The organism is Betaproteobacteria bacterium (assembly GCA_016720855.1).
GTDB lineage: Bacteria > Pseudomonadota > Gammaproteobacteria > Burkholderiales > Usitatibacteraceae > FEB-7.
Window position 1 is genome coordinate 322,090 of sequence record JADKJU010000005.1, and the last position, 18,367, is coordinate 340,456.

The window sequence follows — 18,367 nt, forward strand, 5'->3', positions numbered from 1 at the left end:
TGTTCGGAGCGCCGGCGGGAAAGTAGTATTGTCACCCAAACGCACCGCAACCCGCTCAAGGAGCCGCTCGTGAAGATTGCGTCAACTGGTCGAATCCTGTTCACCCTGCCTCTGGCGCTCGCCTTGTCCTGCCCGACCCTGGCCACCGCCCAGTCCTACCCGAACAAGGCCATCAAGCTGATCGTGCCGCTCTCGGCGGGCGGCACGGGCGACACGCTCGCGCGCACCGTCGGCGAAGCAATCTCGAAGGAACTGGGACAGCCCGTGGTGATTGAAAACAAGCCCGGCGCCGGCGGCCTGGTGGGCACCGAGCTCGTGGCCGCGGCGCCCGCGGATGGCTACACCCTGCTCGCGGTGAGCCCCTCGCACGTCATCAACCCGTTGATACACGCCGACAAGAAGACCTACGACCCGATCAACGGCTTCGAGCCGATCACGGTGATGGCCAACACGCACCAGATCATCGTGGCGCATCCGTCCGTGCCGGTGAAGACGCCGCAGGAACTCATCGACTACGCCAAAAAATACCCCGGCAAGCTCAACTACGGTTCCGCCGGAGCGGGGTCGGCCACGCACCTGAACATGGAGCTGTTCCTCTCGATGGCCGACATCAAGGTGGTGCATGTGCCCTACAAGGGCTCGACTCAGGCGCGCCAGGACGTGCTTTCGGGCCAGGTGCAACTCGCCATGGATGGCCTCCTTCCCCTGCAGCCGCTCATCAAGGCCGGGCGCCTGACACCGATCGGGCTCACGAGCAGCAAGAGGGCGCAGAGCAACCCGGAGATCCCGCTGCTCGGCGAAGTGGTGAAGGGCTATGCCTCCGATACCTGGTATGGAATCCTCGCCCCGGCCGGGACGCCCAAGGATGTCATCGCCAAGCTGCATGCGGCGGCGGCCAGGGCGCTCAACTCGCCGGAGGTGAAGGAACGATTCCAGAAGCTCGGCGCCGAGACCGTCGGCAATACGCCGGGTGAATTCCGCAAGCTCCTCGAGACCGAGCAGCAGACCTGGACAAAAGTCCTTAAGGCGTCCGGCGCGAAGGTGGACTGATGAAGCGCGCCACCACGCAATTGCGCGAGCTGATCGGCCGCGGCCCGACCCTCTACGTGCCCGGCTGCTACAACGCCATGAGCGCGAAAGTGCTCGAGAACGCCGGCTTCGGCGCGATCTACATGACGGGCTACGGCACTTCCCTCGCGCTCACGGGGCTCCCCGACGTGGGCCTCACGACGATGAGCGAGATGGTGGCCAATGCGCGCTACATCGCTTCCGCCGTCGGGATCCCTCTGATCGCCGATGCGGACACCGGGTTCGGCAATGCAATCAACGTCATCCGCACGGTTCTCGAATACGTCGCGGCCGGGGTGGCGGGGATCCACCTGGAGGACCAGGTGAGCCCGAAGCGCTGCGGCCACGTGGCCGGGCGCCTCGTCATCCCGATGGAAGAAGCCGTGGGAAAGATCCGGGCGGCGGCGGACACGCGCGACGGGCTCGATCCGGATTTCGTGCTCATCGCCCGCACCGATGCGCGCGGCGCGTCCGGCGGCTCGCTCGACGACGCCATTCGCCGGGTCAACGCCTACCTGGACGCGGGCGCGGACCTGGGATTCATCGAAGGACCCACTTCCGCCGAGGAAGTGCAGCGCATCTGCAGGGAAGTGAAAGGGCCGGTCTTCTACAACATGACGGGGGTCTCGCCGCGCTTCACCCTGGACGAACTGCGCGCGATGGGTATCGCCGTCTGCATCTCGCCCAATGCGATGCTGCGCTCGGCGCTGGGAGCCATGCACGACCTCGCGGCGCAGATGCACGCCGAGGGCCCTGTCGCCGAAACCCGTTTCATGGAGGGTTTCCGGAAGCACCCCTGGGCGACCTGCATACCTTCGCGGGCTTCGACCAGGTACGTGCCTGGGAAAAGGGAGTACCTGGGCGAGGACGCCATGAAGAAGTATGCGCACTCCGTGGGGCACGTTCCCCGATAGCCGGCGAATGGGTCTCACGCTCTACGAGAAGATCTGGAACGCCCACGCGGTCGCAAGCGGCCCGGGGGGGCGCACCCTCCTCTACATCGACCGCCACCTCCTGCACGACGGCAGCTTTCATGCGTTCGAGGCGCTACGCCATGCCGGGCGGAAGGTGCGGCGCCCCGATGCGGCGTTCGCGACACCGGATCACTACGTGCCGACTCGCAACCGCAACCCCATCGAGCACCCGGAACTGCGCGAAAAGGTCGAGACGCTCGCCGCCAATGCGGCGGCAGCCCGCATCGCGATCTTTCCGGTGGGCGACGAACGCCAGGGCATCGCGCATGTGATCGGGCCGGAACAGGGCATCACGCAGCCCGGCATCACGCTGGTGTGCGGCGACTCCCACACCTCGACCCATGGAGCGCTCGGGGCACTGGCCTTCGGCATCGGCGCCTCCGAGGTCGCGCACGTGCTGGCGACACAGGCGCTCTGGCAGGCTCGGTCGAAGGCGATGCGCGTGAACGTCGACGGCACACTCTCTCCCGGCGTTCACGCCAAGGACATCATCCTCGCGCTGATCGCGCAGATCGGCGCGTTCGGCGGAGCGGGCCACACGCTGGAGTACGCCGGCCGCGCGATCCGCTCGCTCTCCATGGAAGCGCGCATGACCATCTGCAACATGTCGATCGAGGCGGGAGCGCGCGCCGGTCTCGTCGCGCCGGACGACACGACCTTCGGGTACCTGCTGGGCCGACCCCACTCGCCCCGTGGCGCCGATTGGGAGCGCGCGCTGGCACGCTGGCGAACCCTCGCCTCCGACGACGATGCCCGCTTCGACAGCGAGGTTGCACTCGATGCGAGCACGATCGAGCCCATGGCCACCTGGGGCACGAGCCCCGAGCATGGGGTCGGCGTGACGGGCGTCGTTCCGGATCCCTCGCAGCAACGCGATGCAGCCCGGCGCGGCAGCATGGAGAAGGCGCTGCTTTACATGGACCTCGCACCCGGCCAGCCGATCGCGGGCCTCGCGATCGACCGCGTGTTCATCGGCTCGTGCACCAACAGCCGCCTCGAGGACCTTCGCGCGGCCGCCGAGGTCGTGCGCGGACGCAAGGCCGTGGTGCCTGCGATGGTGGTGCCCGGCTCCGGTCTCGTGAAGCGCGCCGCCGAGGCCGAGGGGCTCGACCGCGTCTTTCTCGAGGCAGGCTTCGACTGGCGCGACGCCGGTTGCTCGATGTGCGTCGGCATGAATGGCGACCTGGTGGAGGCGGGGCAGCGCTGCGCCTCGACCTCCAACCGCAACTTCGAGGGCCGGCAGGGCAAGGGCGCGCGCACGCACCTGATGAGCCCCGCCATGGCCGCAGCCGCAGCGGTCACCGGCAGGATCACCGATGTGCGCAGGCTGATCTCCCGTCCCAACGTGCAAGGGTAGCCGCATGGACCCCTTCACCAGCCTCACCGCCGTCGCCGTCCCGCTCGATATCGTGAACGTCGATACGGACCGCATCGTTCCCGCGCGCTTCCTGCGCAAGCCGCGCTCCGCCGGCTACGAAAACTTTCTCTTCCACGACCTGCGCGAGAGCGAGCCGGATTTCGTGCTCGACCGCCCCGGATACCGCGACGCGAAGATCCTGGTCGCCGCCGAGAACTTCGGCTGCGGCTCCTCGCGCGAAGCCGCTGTCTGGGCCCTCGCCGGCCGGGGACTGCGCGCCTGGATCGCGCCTTCGTTCGGCGACATCTTCCTCGAGAACTCCTTCAAGAACGGCGTGCTGGCGATCACGCTCCCGAACGAGCGCGTCGCGGCCATCCGCGCCCTCCTGACGGCGAACCCGGGCGTCGAACTCACGATCGACCTTCCGTCGCAGACGCTGCGACTGCCGGACGGATGCGTCGTTGGATTCGAGGTCGATCCCTTCCGGAAGGAATGCCTGCTCGCGGGCGTCGACGAGATCGACCTCACGCTGCGCTACGAGAAGGAAGTCGCCGCCTACGAGTTGCGCCAGCGCGAGGAGACGCCCTGGCTCGTGGGGACGACCTGATCTCAACGCCGGAGGGTGATTTTCCCAATCACTGCGTGCCGGCCGCGACATCCGCCTTCCGGGGCGCCTGCTCGACGCTCTGCCGCATATCGCAATCGGGTAGCAACGCGCCGATGGCAAAGGGCCTGTCTTTCGACAAGCCCTTGAATAAATGGCGCGCCCGTCACGATTCGAACCTCGATCCCCTGGTTCGTCGAGGTAGCCGTCAACCCTTGACATCAATCACTTGTAGCGCTTGCCAACAGTCGCCCCTGGCGGATGGCATTGCACAAAGTGTTAGAACCGAAGGACCAACGGGGCTGACCTACGCCGCATTCGCGGCCGCTTTCCTCGTGGCGATCTTTGCAGTGGCGCTCGATTCCGCGGAGAAGGCTTTTCCCATCTACGCGATCTGCTTCGGCATCGCTTGCGCATTGGGAACCTTGCGCGAATCCATTATCCGTATACGCGTGGGTCATTCCGCATTCGTCTGCGAATACCTGCCGGGAAATCGAACAGCTCGCTATTCCGACGTCATCGACATGAATGTCGAAACGAGATACGTCGGGTGAACCTTTCACCGGCAGGTAGCGGTGATTGTGATCACAAGGCGTCACGGGTTTTCCGTTGTGCTGCGTCATTTCGATGAAAACATCGGCGATGCGTTCGGTGCGCTCCAGCGCAGATGGTCCGCCTGGATGGACCGTGTGCACCTACGTTGGCGCAAACAGCTCCCGTTGGAGCTCTTGATACCTTCGGCTCGTGAACATCGCCACTTCATTGCTATTCAGTCACTTAGAACGTCGCGCCAAATCTCGTCCAATCAGGACCCCCGCATCCAATTGCCGCACAACTAGGACCCGGACAAATCTCCCACAAAACATGGATATGATGCCCCCACTTTTTTCGGCGTATGCTCGACCGATTCCGATCTTACTACCCAAGGAGAATAGAAATGAGCAACCTCATTCGGCTTCTGGCTCTGGTAGCAGTCTCGCTTGCCCCATTGGCGGCGTGCGCGGGTTCGGAAGAGGAAGCAAATGCGCTCCTTGACCGCTGGTCGGCGGCATACAGTTCCAATGACCCGGAGGCAATCGCAAGGACTTATTCGCCTGACGGCATTCTTCTGGGAACCGTGAGTCCTGTCATATCCATTGGAACCGAGGCCATCAAGAAATACTTCTCGGCGTCGAAGGGAAGTGGCAACAAGAACGCGATCCAGGAAAGGCACACGATTGTGCTCGGCGACGACGCGGTACTCGTCACGGGCTTTTACGAGTTCACCGGGTCGACTGACGGCAAGGCGTGGGCTCGGCCGTCGCGCTACACCATGCTCGTGACGAAGCGCGGTGGCGAATGGCTCATCGCGCATCACCATTCTTCGCCTCACGTCTTGCCGAAGCAGTGAGTCCGCCTTGCCGAATCGTGGGTGTAGGGATCGTCCCCGCAGAGGTTCCCGCGCCCGCCAATTGAAAATGGGCCAGTCTTGCGACCGGCCCATTCGTGTTTCTGGCGCGCCCGGCAGGATTCGAACCCACGACCCCCTGGTTCTCAGGCGCCGACTGGGCAAGCCGCCTCACTCGTTCCATCAAAAACTTGCAGCGCTTGCCACCAATCGCGCCCAATCAAAGCCAATGCAGCCCAATGGCGCGGAGCGGGCTACCGGACCTCTTGCGGCATCAGTACGGCGGATTGACGACGGTATACTGCGATCCCTGCGGGGCATACCAGGTGCCACCGCATTGCTGATACACCATGCCGCCATAATTGACCGGAACGCAATTGGCCGGCACGGTGGCCACCATCGAGCCGACCGCGGCAGCCGTCACGGCCACCGCGCTGCCGACCACCGCCGCGGCTGCGACCGGATGATCCCAGCCGCCGCAACGACCCGTGCAGTCCACGTTCACGTTAACGTTTTTCTGTGCGTTGACGTTGTTGACGCTGGTGTTGCGCACCTCGTTCGTGCGCGCATCGGCCTTGCTGTTGTTGGCCTGCGCGCCCTGCCTGTCGCTGGCGCCACGATCCCCGCCGGCGCGCGCACCGGCTGCCCCACCACCCCCCCCACCCCCACCGCCGCGGCGCTGCGCTTCCGCGAGGGGTGCCATGACGAAGCTCGCCAGCATGGCGGCGGCCGCCGAGGCCAGGACCAGTTTGCTCATTGACGTTTTCATGTCCGCTCCTCTACTTTGCCTTGCGCTCGATGACGTCGATCTTCTTCGCCCCCTGGGGCGGCGTGAACGTGAAGGTCGAGTCCTTGAACGCGGGCTTCAGGTTCCAGCTGATCATCGAGACCGACTGCGGACGGGCTTCGTCGGCGCGGTTCGTGATCACGACCTTGCGCGGCAGCGGCTGGTCCCCGGTGGTGATCCAGATCTGCCAGTCGATGGTGCCCTGACGGAAGGCGTAGTGGTCGCAAAGATCCTTCCCGATGAAATCCTGGCCGGCGTTCATCGCCGAATCGATCTTGTCGAGCGGAGCGCCGGGGGTTCCCCAGCGGAAGAGATCCTCGAGCGGCAGCTCAATGCCGTACTTTTCCTCGAGCCTTCCGATCAGGTCTCCGATCGAGCCGGCGAATTCGACGGTCGAATAGAACTTCTGCGCGGGCGCATAGAGCGTCACCGTCTTGCCGTCAGAAGAAAAGCTGGCGATCGGCGCGGGCGCTGGACATCCTGGCGCGCAGCTTCGAGGGGCGTACCACGTCCAGATCCGCCTTGGCGGTATGCTGAAGCTTTTCGCCATCCTTCAGAACCCGCTCACCCGTGAGTTCCGTGGACACGCTGAAGCGCCTGAGCTTCTGCAGGTGGAAACCCATGTCCTTGAGGGCCTGGACAGATGCCGGATCGACCGCGCCCGCGGCGGACTTGGCGCCAGCTGACGGTGGGGTCTGCGCATACGTACCTGCTGCCGCGCATGAAATCGCAAGCAGGACGAGAACGAGTACTCTTTGTTGCATGGTTACCTCCGCGTCGCGAAAGGATGCCCGGGGCAATGGCTTCGATCGGGCCAGCGGGATTGTCCTCCGATTCATGCCGTGAGGCTATTGACCCTTGGCGCCAAGGGACCGCGCGACGTGGCGGCGGCATGCGGCTCGTCCTCGACCGTCAGGACTCCTGCGACGTCTTTCCCTCCGCCGACGCCCCTCGTGCCTGGTAACGCTCCATCACCTCCCGTGCGTTGAAAAGCAGCCGATCGTGGCCGAGCTTCTGGTCAAGCCCGGCATGGCGGACGACCTCGAGCACGCCGGGGTTCAGTCCTGCGAGCCACACCTCGGTGCCGGCCTGCGCCCACCGTTGCTCCCCCTCCATCAGCATTTGCAGCGCCGAATATTCGAGATCGGAAACGCGGCTCATGTCCAATGCCAGCACGCGCGGCTTGTGCTGCGCGACCAGCTCCCGGACTCGGTCGGCGACGTACTGCGCGTTGACGAAGAAGAGGCGCCCCTCCGGCCGCACGATCAGCAGGCCCTCGAAGGTCTCGTCGTCCGGGTGCTCGGGCGACATCGGTCGCAGCACGTCGGCTCCGCGCTTGCGGCCGATGACCGACACGCGCGGATGCGCCGTCTGAATGGCCAGCCCGATCATCGATACGATAATCGCCACGACGATGCCATTGAGCGTGCCGAATACGAGTACGCCCGCGCAGGCGACGAGCGCCCAGCGAAACTCCATGCTGCGCACCCCACGGATGGCGCGGAACTCCGTGGGCTGGATCAGCCCGACCGAGTAGACGATCACCACCGCCGCCAGCGTCGCGTTAGGAAGAAGCCCGAGGATCGGGGCCAGCAGCAGCATGGTGGCGAGCGCTGCGGCCGCGGTGACCAGCGAGGCCTTCTGCGACCTTCCACCCGCAGATCGCACGACCGCGGTCTGCGAGGTGCCGCCACCGGCCGGCATCGCGCCGAGGAACGCGCCGCCCAGGTTCGCAACGCCCGTGGCGACCAGTTCGCGGTTGGCGTCGATAGGCGGATCGTTTGGCCGCGCAAAGGCTCTACCGGCAGCGATCGTTTCGGTAAAGCTCATCAGCGCGATGCCGAGTGCCCCCGGCGCCAGGACAGCGATCAGCCCCAGGTCGGGCAGCGTTACCGGCGGCAGGCCCTGTGGAATCAGCCCGACGGTCGACACACCGAGCGCATGCAGGCCGAAGTACCACGATGCCGCAATGGCCCCGCCGACGGCCACGAGCGGCGCGGGAGAGTGCGGCTTCCACCGCTCCATGCCGATCAGCACCGCGAACGTTGCCACCGCAATCGCCAGCGTGATCGGCGACGTCTGCGGCAGGTGGTGCGCAACGCTTGCGACGTCGCGGAAGAATCCCTGCTTGTCGATATGGACGCCGAGCAGCTTCGGCACCTGGTCGAGCACGATCACCAGCCCGATTCCCGCCTTGAAACCGGTCAGCACCGGCGAGGAGATGAAGTTGGCAACGACGCCCAGCCGCAGCAGTCGCGCCGCGAGCAGCATCGCGCCGACTAGCGCGGTGAGCGTGGCGGTGGCGGTGACGAGCCTGGCCGGATCGCCATCGGGCACGGCCAGGCCAAGCTGCGTGCCGGCGAGAATCGCCAGCGTGGTCGTGGAGCTGACACTCAGCACGCGCGAGGTGCCGAGCAGCGCGTAGATCGCCATCGGGATCAGGGATGTGTAAAGCCCGACCGACACTGGAAGTCCAGCCACGGTCGCATACGCCATCGCCTTGGGAAGAACAACGGCTGCGGCCGTCAGGCCGGCGACCACGTCGAATCGAATGGCGCCCATGGCAGGCGTCGGTTGCGGCAAGTCACTGTTCATGGCGAATTTTATGGACGGCCGGCAGCGCAAACAGGCGATTCCCGGTGGCGCCGGCGCTCAACCGGCCGCCTGCTCCTCCTTCAATCTTGCCGTGAAAAACTCCAGCGCCGTCCTGGTTTTCGGCTCCTGGGCGGCGCCGATCGCGATGCCGCATCGGGCAAGGTAGGCGCGGAACTCTGCCGCCGCCTGGAAGGCGTTCTCCGGCAGGGATTTCGTGGAAATCTCGAGGATGCGCGAACCGTCGGGATAGAACCACAATTCGACAGTGATGCGCCCGTCGAAGTCCTTGGGCTGGTGCCTCGCCTTGAGCAGGAACGTCGGGCCGAGGATGGCCAGCTCGTCCATCGTGACGTCCTTCGGTGCGTGCGCATCGTAGAAGGCACGCTGCTCCTTGGAGAACAGAGACCGGAGGGACTTCCCGCCTTCGATCACTTCGAGCACCTCCCGTCCCGTGCAGACACCCTTGTATGACGCCGAGCAGACGAAGCCGCCCGGCATCACATCCACCTCGACCTTGAAAGCTGCCGAACGGCGCAACTCCGAATCGATTGTGGCCGTATCCACCGGCCGCAGCTTGACGACCGTATCGGCCTTGCCGCCCTGGGTGCGCCGGGCGCGGACGACTACGCCGGCCTTGCTGAGGGCGAGGTCCGGCGTGTCGAAGAAGTACGCCTGCCGCGGCTGTGCCTCCACCGGGTCGAGGCCGATGCTCTTGATCGTCGCGCCGTGTCGTGGGGCGGGAACGGAAAGCTTCATCTCGACGCTGCCGGCGCCCTTGATGAGGCGAAGGACCTCGGCGAGTTGCGCGCCCGTCAGCGGGCCCGGCGCAACCGGCACGGCTTTCGCACGCTTGGAAGCCTTGGCGGGTCTGGCACGCTTCGCCATCGCGGGGGCTTTCCGGGTTGTTGTGGTCTTCCGGGTTCTTGTCGCGTTCACGGTCGATTTCCCTATCTGCACCTTCAGCAAGGCCTGTCGTTGATTGTGCGCGCTTTGGCGGCGCGAGTTCGCGTCATCCGTCGAATCGCTCGGCCAGCACGCCGTGGCGCAGCCCGCGGTCGCTAACCGTAAAGCTCTCCTGGGAAAGCTTTTCCATCACCGTACGCACGATGCAGGCGCCTGCGAGAATCACCTCCGCCCGCTTCGGTTGCAGGCCGACGACAGCCCGGCGAGCGTCCGCGTCACGCGACCGGTAGAGCTCGATCTGCCGGTCGATCTCGGCGCGGTCGAGGACGGCACCCTGCACGACGGTGGGGTCGTAGGCGGCCAACTGGTGCCGGACCGCGGTAATGTTGGTCACCACGCCCCCCATGGCCACCATGGCGTCGGGAACCGGTCGACCGTCAATGCGCGCGAGGTCCGCCGCAATCGACGCCAACGCGTCGCGCACCACGTCGGCCGATACGGCCTTGTCGAGCCGGAAGCGTTCCGTGTAGCGGACCGCCCCGACATTCACGCTGAATTGCTCGTCCACGCGCCCGTCGTTTCCGAACGTGATCTGCGAGCTGCCGCCGCCGGTATCGAACACGACGACCGAGCCCTTGCCGAACGCGAGGCCGGCCTGCGCCCCGAGGTAGGCCAACCGCCCCTCTTCCTCGCCGGAAATCACCTCGACGCGCACGCCAGTCCGCGCCTCGATGGCCGCGATGACATCGGCTGCGTTCGATGCCATCCGGAGCCCGGCAGTGCCGACGGCCGCGATGGCGCGCACGCCCCCGCGCTTCGCCTCATCGACCATGGCGGCAATGGCGGTGACCGTACGATCGCGGGCGGCATCGAGGATCTTTCCGCCCTCCACCAGGCCCTCGCCAAGGCGCGTCACCTCGGCACCGTCGGAGACCGTGCGCCACCGACCGTCGGCGCCACGTTCACCGATATGGAACTTGATCGAGTTGGTGCCCGCATCGATCACGGCATAGCGCGTCGGCGCATCGTCGATCAGCGTCGCGAGGCCGACGGGATAGCTCGTGTTCATATAGCCGCCCAGGCCCAGATCGCGGACGGCGCGAAGACCGCCGCCGCGAAGTCCGCGATGAACGCGTCGAGGGTGTAGGTTTCGCGCTTCATCTTGGGCATGATGAGGCTCAGCGACTCGAGAACCTTCTTCACCTCGGCAGCCGCAAGCGGGAAGCCGGCCTTCATCACAGGCGTCCACTGCTCGAGCCCGTCCCCGTTGACCACCTTGAGAACCTTGATGTCCATGAGCTCGTCGCGGACCTTCACGTTGTCCCCCGCCCGTGAGAGCAGATAGATTTCGTCGCTTTCCTGGACGCCGCCGGGTATGAGCTTCGCAAGCTCCGCCTCCGCGTTCCCGAAGCGGCTTCCGAAGGCGCGCCATTCCCAGCGCGGCGTGATCTCGGCCATGATCGTTCGTTTCCTTTCCGGCGCAAGGGTACCCTGGAACAGGATTCCGAACAGCTTCTGCCGCAGGTCTTCCAAAGGCATGATGGTGCGTAACAGCGGTGCAACCCCGGAGAGCGTCGCCGCTGCCAGAAAGGGGAGGTCTGATAAATTCCTCAGCCTGGAGATTGCCCATTCCGCGCCGAGGATCCATTCGGATCTTCCTTCGTGCGCCGCGTGGCGCAGGCGATCGGGAACCGGCCGCCCGACTGCCCCTGCAGGGCCCGGCAGGATTTCTGTCAGACTTCCGGAGATCCACGAAGGAGAACCGGATGATCACCGCCATCGCAACGTTCCGTTTGCCGAAGCGCCTGACTGTCGATGAGGCCAGAGCCATCTTCCAGAGCACGGCGCCACGCTACCTGTCGCAGCCCGGGCTGGTCCGCAAGTACTACGTCCTGTCCGAGGACGGCATGACCGCCGGCGGCGTCTATCTCTGGCGGTCCCGGCAGGATGCCGAGGCCCTGTACACCGATGCGTGGCGGGCCTTCGTCACGGAGAAGTATGGTGCGCCCCCGCAGGTCGTGTACATGGAAAGCCCCGTGATCGTCGACAACCCGACGCAGCAGATCCTCGTCGAGTGAACCGGCCGGCGGGAGTCGAGGTGCCCACCGCCTTCCAGGACTGCTATCCGGAGAAATTCAGCCACTGCTACGGTTGCGGAAGGAGCAACCGGCAGGGTCATCACCTCAAGAGCTACTGGGACGGCGACGAGACCCTTGCGCGGTTCACGGTGCGCCCCGAGTTCAGCGGTGGCGTGCCCGGCCATGTCTTCGGGGGCATGGTCGCCTCCCTCCTGGATTGCCACGGAACGGCCTCCGCGGCGGCGTTCGCCTGCCGGGCGGCGGGCCGCGAGATGGGCGACGGGGGCGAGTTCATGCGCTTCGTCACCGCGTCACTGAAGGTGGACTACCTGCGGCCGACGCCAATCGGCGTCGAGCTCGAGATCAGGGGCCGGCTTCTGGGCATCGAGGGACGCAAGGTGCAGGTGTCGCTCTCGCTGGGCGCGGAAGGTCAGGCGTGCGCAAGGGCAGAGATGCTGGCCGTGCAGTTCCGGGAATGACATTCCCGTCCAAGTGAAAGGGGCCAGTTACCGCACGCGCATTACGGGAAATCCCTGGCCGCTGAGTGTCGTGGTCGGATATTGCTTGTGCCGGAACACCTGCTCGGCGAGCGCGGGCACCTTGTCGTCGACGAAATTCACCAGCTCGTGTGTCTTCACGTACCCGTCCTTGTCGCTGTCGGCGGCACCTTTCAGGCCCTCCACCACGACCCAGGTGAACAGCCCGTGGCCCTTGTATCCCTCCACGGCCTGCTGCATGGACGTCGACGCGGAAATGATCGTCGAGCCCACGGCACGCGAAAGGATCTTGAGCGCCGTCTCCTCGTTCATGCCGCGAGTGAGCATGGCCATCTGGATGACCTCGCCCAGCTTGCCGGCATTGCAGGTATCGATCACGACCAGCTTCTTTGTCGCCGGAATGTTCGCAATCAGCAACTTCAGGTCCTCCTGGCTCAAGGCCGTGCGCTTGAGGATGTGGGTGGAGGTGGCGCCCACGTTGGACGTGATCAGGAAGTACTCCCCGTCATCGACCGTGCCGTGCGATGCCACGAAGAAGACGAAAAGGTCGTCGGGTCTGACGCGCCCTGACATATCCTGCAAGGCCTTGCTGATGGCCTCCCGGGTCGTCTGCGAGCGACTCGTCAGCTCCACGATGTTCACGGATTCGAACAGCCCCGGCACCTGCTGCCGCAAGGTCGCGGCCACCAGTTGGGCATCGGCCACCGGATACCGCAGGGCGAGGCGCGGGTCCTCGTAGTCGTTGATGCCGATGACGATGGCGTGCAGCGACGGCCTGGCCGCGACGATGCTTGCCTCTATCGTGTGATTGGCATTCGCGCTCTGCATCGAGTTATCGGCATTGAAGGCGATGGCACGGATGCGATTCGTCCCCGCGACCAGGCGCACCTTGTAGGAAAGCACCTGCGTGCCGCCGGGGATGGCCTCCGCGGCCTTGTTGCGCGATCGATCGAGCACGATCGCCGAATCGTTGAGATAGAGGCGAACATCGCCGACGCCGCCGCCCTGATCCGCCACCCGAACCTTGACCGTGGCATCCTCGCTGGACACCGACGCGGGGGTCTCGACGATCGCCACGCCCGGCGGCGGCTTGATTTCGGCGACCTTCCTCAAGCCCGTCAACGCCCGGCCCGAAAGCGCGACCTTCACGAGATCCGGGCGGTAGAACGACTCGCGAAGCTGCGAAATCGAGTACGGCTTCCCTGCCACCGTGACATCCAGATACTGGTCGCCCTTTTCCGACGAGTTGTAATAGCCGCTCGGCGTGGTGGCCACCCATTCCCCGTCCTCGAAGCTGATCATGGTGGCAAGCTCATCGCCAGTCGAGACGTCGTACAGCCGCGTCGATGCGAGCGAGGTGACGACCGCCGACTTTCCGTCGGGCGAGAACTTCACCGACGGAACCGCGTTCAGCATCGTTCCGGCAAGCTCGTCCGGCGTCTTGAGCTGCCGCACCATCGTGCCGGTCGAGACATTCCACAGACGATACCGACCGCCCATGTCGCCAGCCAGGAATTGCCTTCCGTCCGGCGAAAAGGCCAGGGCGGTGACGAAGTTGTCCATGAAATCGGAGGAAAGGCCGACGGAAAACGTCGCATTTCCGAATTCCCGCAGAAGCTTGCCGGTCGCGATATCGAAGACCTTGAATGAAGGGGACACGGTGGTCAGCGTGCCCGATACTGCCGCCACGAGCAGTTGCCGCCTATCCGGGGTGAAGGCGATGGTGTCGCTGCCAGTCTCGGTCCGCCAGAGCGTTGCGCCTGTGGCGGCATCCAGAACGTTGACGAAAACGCTGGTCGTGAGGGCACCCTCGTAATTGACTGCGACGACATACTTTCCGTCGAGAGAAAGTCTCGGGCCCGAACCCGCATATTCCCGGATCACCTTCCCCGACTGGATGTCGCGCAGCCTGATCACGTCCCCGCTGAACCTCCCGCCCAGAAGGCGCCTCCCGTCCGGCGAAAACGAAAGATTCCCACCGAAATTGTCGGGAAACACGCGCGTTTGCGCGCCCGTGGCGACATCCCAAAGCACAGTGACGTCGTCACTGAATACCGTCGCTCCCCCGGTGTTGGACACGGCAAGCGTCTTGCCGTCGGGAGAGAAGGCGACATCCACCGCCGCCCCCGCGTGGCTATTGAATGCCCTCGCCTGCCTGGCACCCTCCAGATCCCAGAGCGCAACGGTGCCGTCGATGCTGGCCGCCGCGATGTTCTTGCCGTCCGTTGAGTAGTCCGAGCGGAAGATCAGGGAGACCTTGCTCTTCACCTCCACCGTCATGTCGCGGGAGACGACCTGGATCTGCGGCGTCGCCGCGCACCCGGCCAGCACGAACGCGATCAACAGCAAGGGAAGCCTGATTTTCGTGGCCATGTTCGCCCCCTGATCCTGAACGTCTTCCGGAGGCCAGAGTACCCGAACATGGCTATGCCCCGATATGCCCGGCCTGAGTACGGGCACGGTGAGGCATTGCTTTGGGTTCATTCCCAATGACAAAGGAGCCAGTCTTTCGACTAGCCCCTTGATGCAACTGGCGCGCCCGGCAGGATTCGAACCCACGACCCCCTGGTTCGTAGATCGCAGCTGCACTGCTAACTGCTTGTTTTAACACTAACCACCGAGGGCGCCCGTTGCCCTACCCTGCAGGGCAGTGCATTACCGATCACGACCAATTCCCGCAAAACCTCCGCAACGCTTCACAGAATCCTTCGCCTTACCGCCGGGGGGTACCTAGACCCACGTTCAGTGCTTGCAGCCCTCCGCCCACGCCAACAGCTCCTCGTCGCTCATGGCTTCCATCTCGCAAATGACCCGCTGAGAAACCGCCGTCACCGAGACAGCCTTCTTCTCCGGCGCGTAGTAGCTCGGCATCTCCGCGATCTCCTTCCAGCCCGCGTGTGCTGCGGCGTCGCCCACTCGTCCCACGGCGCCGAGCCCCTGAGCAATTCGCCTGCGCGGCGCTCGTGCTGATCCCGGCGGCGCACCCGAGCGACCACCTGACCCGCGCTAGCGCCACAAGGCGAGCCCGCTTCGGCGAGATGTTTCATCGCACTCGACAGAGTTAACATAGCGCGTCTATATATAAACATACGTAAGCACATCGGCACCGCTCGATAGCCTCGTCAACAATTCAAAATGAACACGCCAAAGGAGCCAGGTTCATGAACTTCAAAGCCATCACCATAGTGTTGTGCGCGCTATCGATGTCGGCGGCTGCAGCACAATTCGAACAAGCCCAAGGCTTCTTCGCCCCCGAGCCCTACGTTGCCGAAGCGAAGGGGGGGCACGGCGTATCGCGCATCGAGCGTGATAGCCTCGGGAGACCGACTCGCATCATCAACGCCGACGGTAGCACCGCAGGCAAAATCAACTACGACGACAACGGACGCGTGAGAACTATCCACGGCCCGAAGTTGAGCATGCAGGTGTACTACGCCAGCCCGGTCGACCGCACACCCACCACGCTCGTCATGAATGGCCGCGTGTTAGACGTGAAGCACTTTGAGGCACACTCCGCGATGCTTCGTGAGCGACAGGGCGCGAAATTTCTCGAGCAAGAAGACCCGGAGTTGGCCAGGATGATGATGGGCGATTGGATGGCGGGTTGCGCGGCGGACGTCACCTGCTTCGCGAGCGAAGGCACGGACGCGGCGAGCATGGGTCACGCGGTGGAGCGCCTCGTCGCGTGGGCGGGATTGATGGGCATAATTAGTGCGGGGACAGCCTTTGCGTTATTCGAAGGCACAGTGAGCACCGAGACGCTCGCGGCGATGGTGGCCTTGTTTGGAACGGCAGGTAGCGTAGGGTTCCTCGTTGCGGTCGGAGGCTTCTACATCGGCACCATGATCTACGACAGCGCTGGGGACGCATTTTGGCTCTACTTCTGAAAACGACAATCCCATGAAGCGGAAACCAGACCTCACAGCGAGGCAGGAAGTCGCCTTCAACATCATGGCGATTGTTTTCGTCGTGCTTTGTGCCTTCGGACTCCCAAGGATTTTCCCCCGCTTATTCGATCCGCACGATCCCGTGACGATCGGAATATTCGTGGGGGCGGGGATCATCATAGTCATTGCGATGCGCAAATTCATTCGCGACTCCACCGACTCGGAAGGCATGCCGACTTCACCGCATGAGGAGTAGACGAGTACGACTAATGAGCCCGCCTCGCGCGGGGTACTTTGGGGGGTCACCACCGCCACCGGGATCCCGCTTTGGCGGGCTTTTTCATGAGGCGGGTGTAGAGGCGCTGATGCTGTCGCGGTAACAGCCCACCAGAAATGGAAAGGGCTTACATCGCTGTAAGCCCTTTTTTCTTGGCGCGCCCGGCAGGATTCGAACCCACGACCCCCTGGTTCGTAGCCAGGTACTCTATCCAACTGAGCTACGGGCGCAAAGAGCCGCGAATTATAGCGATTTTTTGCCCTTCTAGCGAGTGCCGGGCCACCTGGACGTCTATCGCTGCTTGAGGGTCTCCACCGTGTCGAGCGCCCGGGTGCGGATCTCTCCCCGGCGCCCCTCGTGCGCGATGGGGGCGTCCGGGAGGATGAGCCAGTGCATCAGGTCGCGGATCGATACCACGCCAGCGGGCTTTCCGCCCTCCGAGATGAGCATATGCCGGTAACCGTGCTCGATCATGAGACGAAGCACCTCCAAGATGGACTCCGAGGCCGGCACCTTGCGGACATCGGGCGTCATGACCGCCGACATCGCGGTGGTCTTGGGGTCCCGGCCCTGGCGCACGACGCGGCGCATGAGGTCGCGCTCGGTGAAGATGCCTGCCATGGACCCGGACGCATCGCGGACGAGGACGGAGCCCAGCCCCTTTTCGTCCATCAGGGCGACGGCTTCCGCGACCGTGGCCGTGGCGGCAACGGACAGCAGGTTCGGACTCGCCTTGCTCTTCAGGATGTCGCCAACCGGACGATCGATCATTTCTGCATTCTCCTCCTCCAAGGGGTCGCCCAATGCTACGCCGACGGGCGCAGACTGAGGAGATCCCCCGGAACAAAATCCCATGGAATCGAAGCCCCCGTCCGGTCGTCGAAGCATCCTGGCAGGCCTCGCAGCGCTGGCGTGCGGAGCGGCGCTGCCGGGTGCCGGCCGTGCAGCCTCCCCGGCCATCCTCCGGCGCCCGATTCCCGCCACGGGCGAGCAAGTCCCCGCCATCGGCATGGGAACGTGGCTCACGTTCGACGTTGCCCGAGGCACCGAGCGAGATGCGCGCCTGCCCGTGCTGCGCGAGTTCTTCGCCGGAGGAGGCGCGCTGCTCGATTCCTCACCCATGTACGGCTACGCGGAGGCCGTGCTCGGCGAGCTGGTTCCCAAGGCGAGGCCTGCGAAGGTCTTCAACGCGACCAAGGTCTGGACGCCCACGCGCTTCCTGGGCGTGAAGCAGATGGAGGAGTCCTTCGAACACTGGGGCGTGAAGCAGTTCGACCTCATGCAGGTTCACAACATGCTCGACTGGGAGACGCACCTCGTCACCCTGAAATCATGGAAGTCCGCCGGACGCATCCGCTACGTCGGCATCACCACTTCGCACGGGCGCAGGCACGAGGCGCTCGAAGCCGCCATGTTGCGCGAGCGCTTCGACTTCGTGCAGTTCAGCTACAGTTTTGCCGACCGCAGCGCAGAACGGCGCCTGCTTGCCGCGGCGGCAGATCGGGGCGCGGCGGTCATCATCAATCGCCCGTTCGACGGCGGCGACCTGTTCGGGAAGGTGAAGGGCAAGCCCCTGCCCGGCTGGGCAGCGGAAATCGACTGCGCCAACTGGGCGCAGGTCTTCCTCAAGTTCGTGGTCTCGCATCCGGCCGTGACCTGCGCAATTCCCGCGACCTCGAACCCCGCGCACATGCGCGAGAATATCGGCGCCTGCAGTGGGCGTCTGCCCGATGCGGCATTGCGGCGGCGTATGTCCGCCGATTTCGACCGTCTCTAGCGGTTTTACCGCCCCAGTGGCGAATTGTGCGGGGCAGCGCCATTGCGGCACGGCCGAGTCGTGGGTACGCTTGGCCGCCCTGCCGTTCGATTCCTTCGACCCCATGAGTCCCCGACGCTTCGCGATTGTCCTGGCACTGCTTGCCTCCTCCTGCGCCTTCCCGCCGGATACGCGCC

At 64.7% G+C, this 18,367-nt stretch carries 15 protein-coding genes, 1 tRNA gene and 3 pseudogenes; 11 read left to right on the forward strand and 8 right to left on the reverse strand.

The annotated features are described in order from the left end of the window. The first annotated feature begins 69 nt into the window (after positions 1-69). From IPP91_19325 to IPP91_19350, 6 genes and pseudogenes are all read left to right on the forward strand, one after another. On the forward strand, positions 70-1,050 hold the full coding sequence (locus IPP91_19325) for a tripartite tricarboxylate transporter substrate binding protein (GenBank protein ID MBL0144193.1): 981 nt from the start codon (positions 70-72) through the stop codon (positions 1,048-1,050). After that, a pseudogene (locus tag IPP91_19330) lies at positions 1,050-1,982 on the forward strand (isocitrate lyase/PEP mutase family protein). The gene IPP91_19325 and the pseudogene IPP91_19330 overlap by 1 nt, the downstream one beginning before the upstream one ends. Before the next feature lie 7 nt (positions 1,983-1,989). Next, positions 1,990-3,399, forward strand: coding sequence for a 3-isopropylmalate dehydratase large subunit (leuC, locus tag IPP91_19335; protein ID MBL0144194.1), 1,410 nt, complete (start codon positions 1,990-1,992; stop codon positions 3,397-3,399). Between the two features lie 4 nt (positions 3,400-3,403). Next, positions 3,404-4,006 carry a 3-isopropylmalate dehydratase small subunit gene (gene leuD / locus IPP91_19340; GenBank protein MBL0144195.1) on the forward strand — a complete coding sequence of 201 codons (603 nt, stop codon included), beginning with the start codon at positions 3,404-3,406 and terminating at the stop codon, positions 4,004-4,006. 113 nt (positions 4,007-4,119) lie between these two features. Next, a complete protein-coding gene (locus IPP91_19345) occupies positions 4,120-4,557 on the forward strand; it encodes a hypothetical protein (protein MBL0144196.1) in 438 nt (145 codons plus the stop codon). A 383-nt stretch (positions 4,558-4,940) separates the two neighbouring features. Beyond that, a complete protein-coding gene (locus IPP91_19350) occupies positions 4,941-5,393 on the forward strand; it encodes an SgcJ/EcaC family oxidoreductase (protein MBL0144197.1) in 453 nt (150 codons plus the stop codon). Between the two features lie 271 nt (positions 5,394-5,664). Here the strand turns inward: IPP91_19350 and IPP91_19355 are convergent, their stop codons facing one another. The 5 genes and pseudogenes from IPP91_19355 to IPP91_19375 form a co-directional block, all read right to left on the reverse strand. After that, the gene (locus tag IPP91_19355; protein ID MBL0144198.1) at positions 5,665-6,159 is read right to left on the reverse strand and encodes a hypothetical protein; all 495 of its coding nucleotides are present in this window, start codon (positions 6,157-6,159) and stop codon (positions 5,665-5,667) included. A 10-nt stretch (positions 6,160-6,169) separates the two neighbouring features. Then, a pseudogene (locus IPP91_19360) lies at positions 6,170-6,941 on the reverse strand (DUF2092 domain-containing protein). A 148-nt stretch (positions 6,942-7,089) separates the two neighbouring features. Then, on the reverse strand, positions 7,090-8,772 hold the full coding sequence (locus IPP91_19365) for a SulP family inorganic anion transporter (protein MBL0144199.1): 1,683 nt from the start codon (positions 8,770-8,772) through the stop codon (positions 7,090-7,092). Between the two features lie 57 nt (positions 8,773-8,829). After that, positions 8,830-9,657, reverse strand: coding sequence for an adenylate cyclase (locus IPP91_19370; protein ID MBL0144200.1), 828 nt, complete (start codon positions 9,655-9,657; stop codon positions 8,830-8,832). Between the two features lie 124 nt (positions 9,658-9,781). Continuing rightward, positions 9,782-11,133: pseudogene (locus IPP91_19375) on the reverse strand (Ppx/GppA family phosphatase). A 308-nt stretch (positions 11,134-11,441) separates the two neighbouring features. Here IPP91_19375 and IPP91_19380 point away from each other — a divergent pair. Both IPP91_19380 and IPP91_19385 read left to right on the forward strand, forming a co-directional pair. After that, a complete protein-coding gene (locus IPP91_19380; protein ID MBL0144201.1) occupies positions 11,442-11,753 on the forward strand; it encodes a YdhR family protein in 312 nt (103 codons plus the stop codon). A gap of 20 nt (positions 11,754-11,773) precedes the next feature. Next, positions 11,774-12,232, forward strand: a complete 459-nt coding sequence (locus tag IPP91_19385) for a PaaI family thioesterase (GenBank protein ID MBL0144202.1) — start codon at positions 11,774-11,776, stop codon at positions 12,230-12,232. A gap of 27 nt (positions 12,233-12,259) precedes the next feature. On the opposite strand, the gene IPP91_19390 is transcribed toward IPP91_19385, so the two are convergent. Beyond that, positions 12,260-14,623, reverse strand: a complete 2,364-nt coding sequence (locus IPP91_19390) for a caspase family protein (protein MBL0144203.1) — start codon at positions 14,621-14,623, stop codon at positions 12,260-12,262. Between the two features lie 788 nt (positions 14,624-15,411). Between IPP91_19390 and IPP91_19395 the strand changes: the two genes are divergently transcribed. Beyond that, positions 15,412-16,137, forward strand: a complete 726-nt coding sequence (locus tag IPP91_19395) for a hypothetical protein (protein MBL0144204.1) — start codon at positions 15,412-15,414, stop codon at positions 16,135-16,137. A gap of 13 nt (positions 16,138-16,150) precedes the next feature. Further along, positions 16,151-16,393: a hypothetical protein gene (locus IPP91_19400; GenBank protein MBL0144205.1), complete on the forward strand. Its 243-nt coding sequence runs from the start codon at positions 16,151-16,153 to the stop codon at positions 16,391-16,393. A gap of 174 nt (positions 16,394-16,567) precedes the next feature. Here the strand turns inward: IPP91_19400 and IPP91_19405 are convergent. Then, positions 16,568-16,644, reverse strand: a tRNA-Arg gene (locus tag IPP91_19405). 61 nt (positions 16,645-16,705) lie between these two features. Beyond that, positions 16,706-17,185 carry a CBS domain-containing protein gene (locus IPP91_19410; GenBank protein ID MBL0144206.1) on the reverse strand — a complete coding sequence of 160 codons (480 nt, stop codon included), beginning with the start codon at positions 17,183-17,185 and terminating at the stop codon, positions 16,706-16,708. An 82-nt stretch (positions 17,186-17,267) separates the two neighbouring features. On the opposite strand from IPP91_19410, the gene IPP91_19415 reads away from it, so the two are divergent. Continuing rightward, a complete protein-coding gene (locus tag IPP91_19415; GenBank protein ID MBL0144207.1) occupies positions 17,268-18,191 on the forward strand; it encodes an aldo/keto reductase in 924 nt (307 codons plus the stop codon). Positions 18,192-18,367 lie beyond the last annotated feature (176 nt).

Bases quoted from the DNA above. Each gene is read 5' to 3' on its own strand.
- leuC (MBL0144194.1), top strand. From the start codon at position 1,990: ATGGGTCTCACGCTCTACGAGAAGATCTGGAACGCCCACGCGGTCGCA.
- leuD (MBL0144195.1), top strand. From the start codon at position 3,404: ATGGACCCCTTCACCAGCCTCACCGCCGTCGCCGTCCCGCTCGATATC.
- IPP91_19345 (MBL0144196.1), top strand. From the start codon at position 4,120: ATGGCAAAGGGCCTGTCTTTCGACAAGCCCTTGAATAAATGGCGCGCC.
- IPP91_19350 (MBL0144197.1), top strand. From the start codon at position 4,941: ATGAGCAACCTCATTCGGCTTCTGGCTCTGGTAGCAGTCTCGCTTGCC.
- IPP91_19355 (MBL0144198.1), bottom strand. From the start codon at position 6,159: ATGAAAACGTCAATGAGCAAACTGGTCCTGGCCTCGGCGGCCGCCGCC.
- IPP91_19365 (MBL0144199.1), bottom strand. From the start codon at position 8,772: ATGAACAGTGACTTGCCGCAACCGACGCCTGCCATGGGCGCCATTCGA.
- IPP91_19370 (MBL0144200.1), bottom strand. From the start codon at position 9,657: ATGGCGAAGCGTGCCAGACCCGCCAAGGCTTCCAAGCGTGCGAAAGCC.
- IPP91_19380 (MBL0144201.1), top strand. From the start codon at position 11,442: ATGATCACCGCCATCGCAACGTTCCGTTTGCCGAAGCGCCTGACTGTC.
- IPP91_19390 (MBL0144203.1), bottom strand. From the start codon at position 14,623: ATGGCCACGAAAATCAGGCTTCCCTTGCTGTTGATCGCGTTCGTGCTG.
- IPP91_19395 (MBL0144204.1), top strand. From the start codon at position 15,412: ATGAACTTCAAAGCCATCACCATAGTGTTGTGCGCGCTATCGATGTCG.
- IPP91_19400 (MBL0144205.1), top strand. From the start codon at position 16,151: ATGAAGCGGAAACCAGACCTCACAGCGAGGCAGGAAGTCGCCTTCAAC.
- IPP91_19410 (MBL0144206.1), bottom strand. From the start codon at position 17,185: ATGATCGATCGTCCGGTTGGCGACATCCTGAAGAGCAAGGCGAGTCCG.
- IPP91_19415 (MBL0144207.1), top strand. From the start codon at position 17,268: ATGGAATCGAAGCCCCCGTCCGGTCGTCGAAGCATCCTGGCAGGCCTC.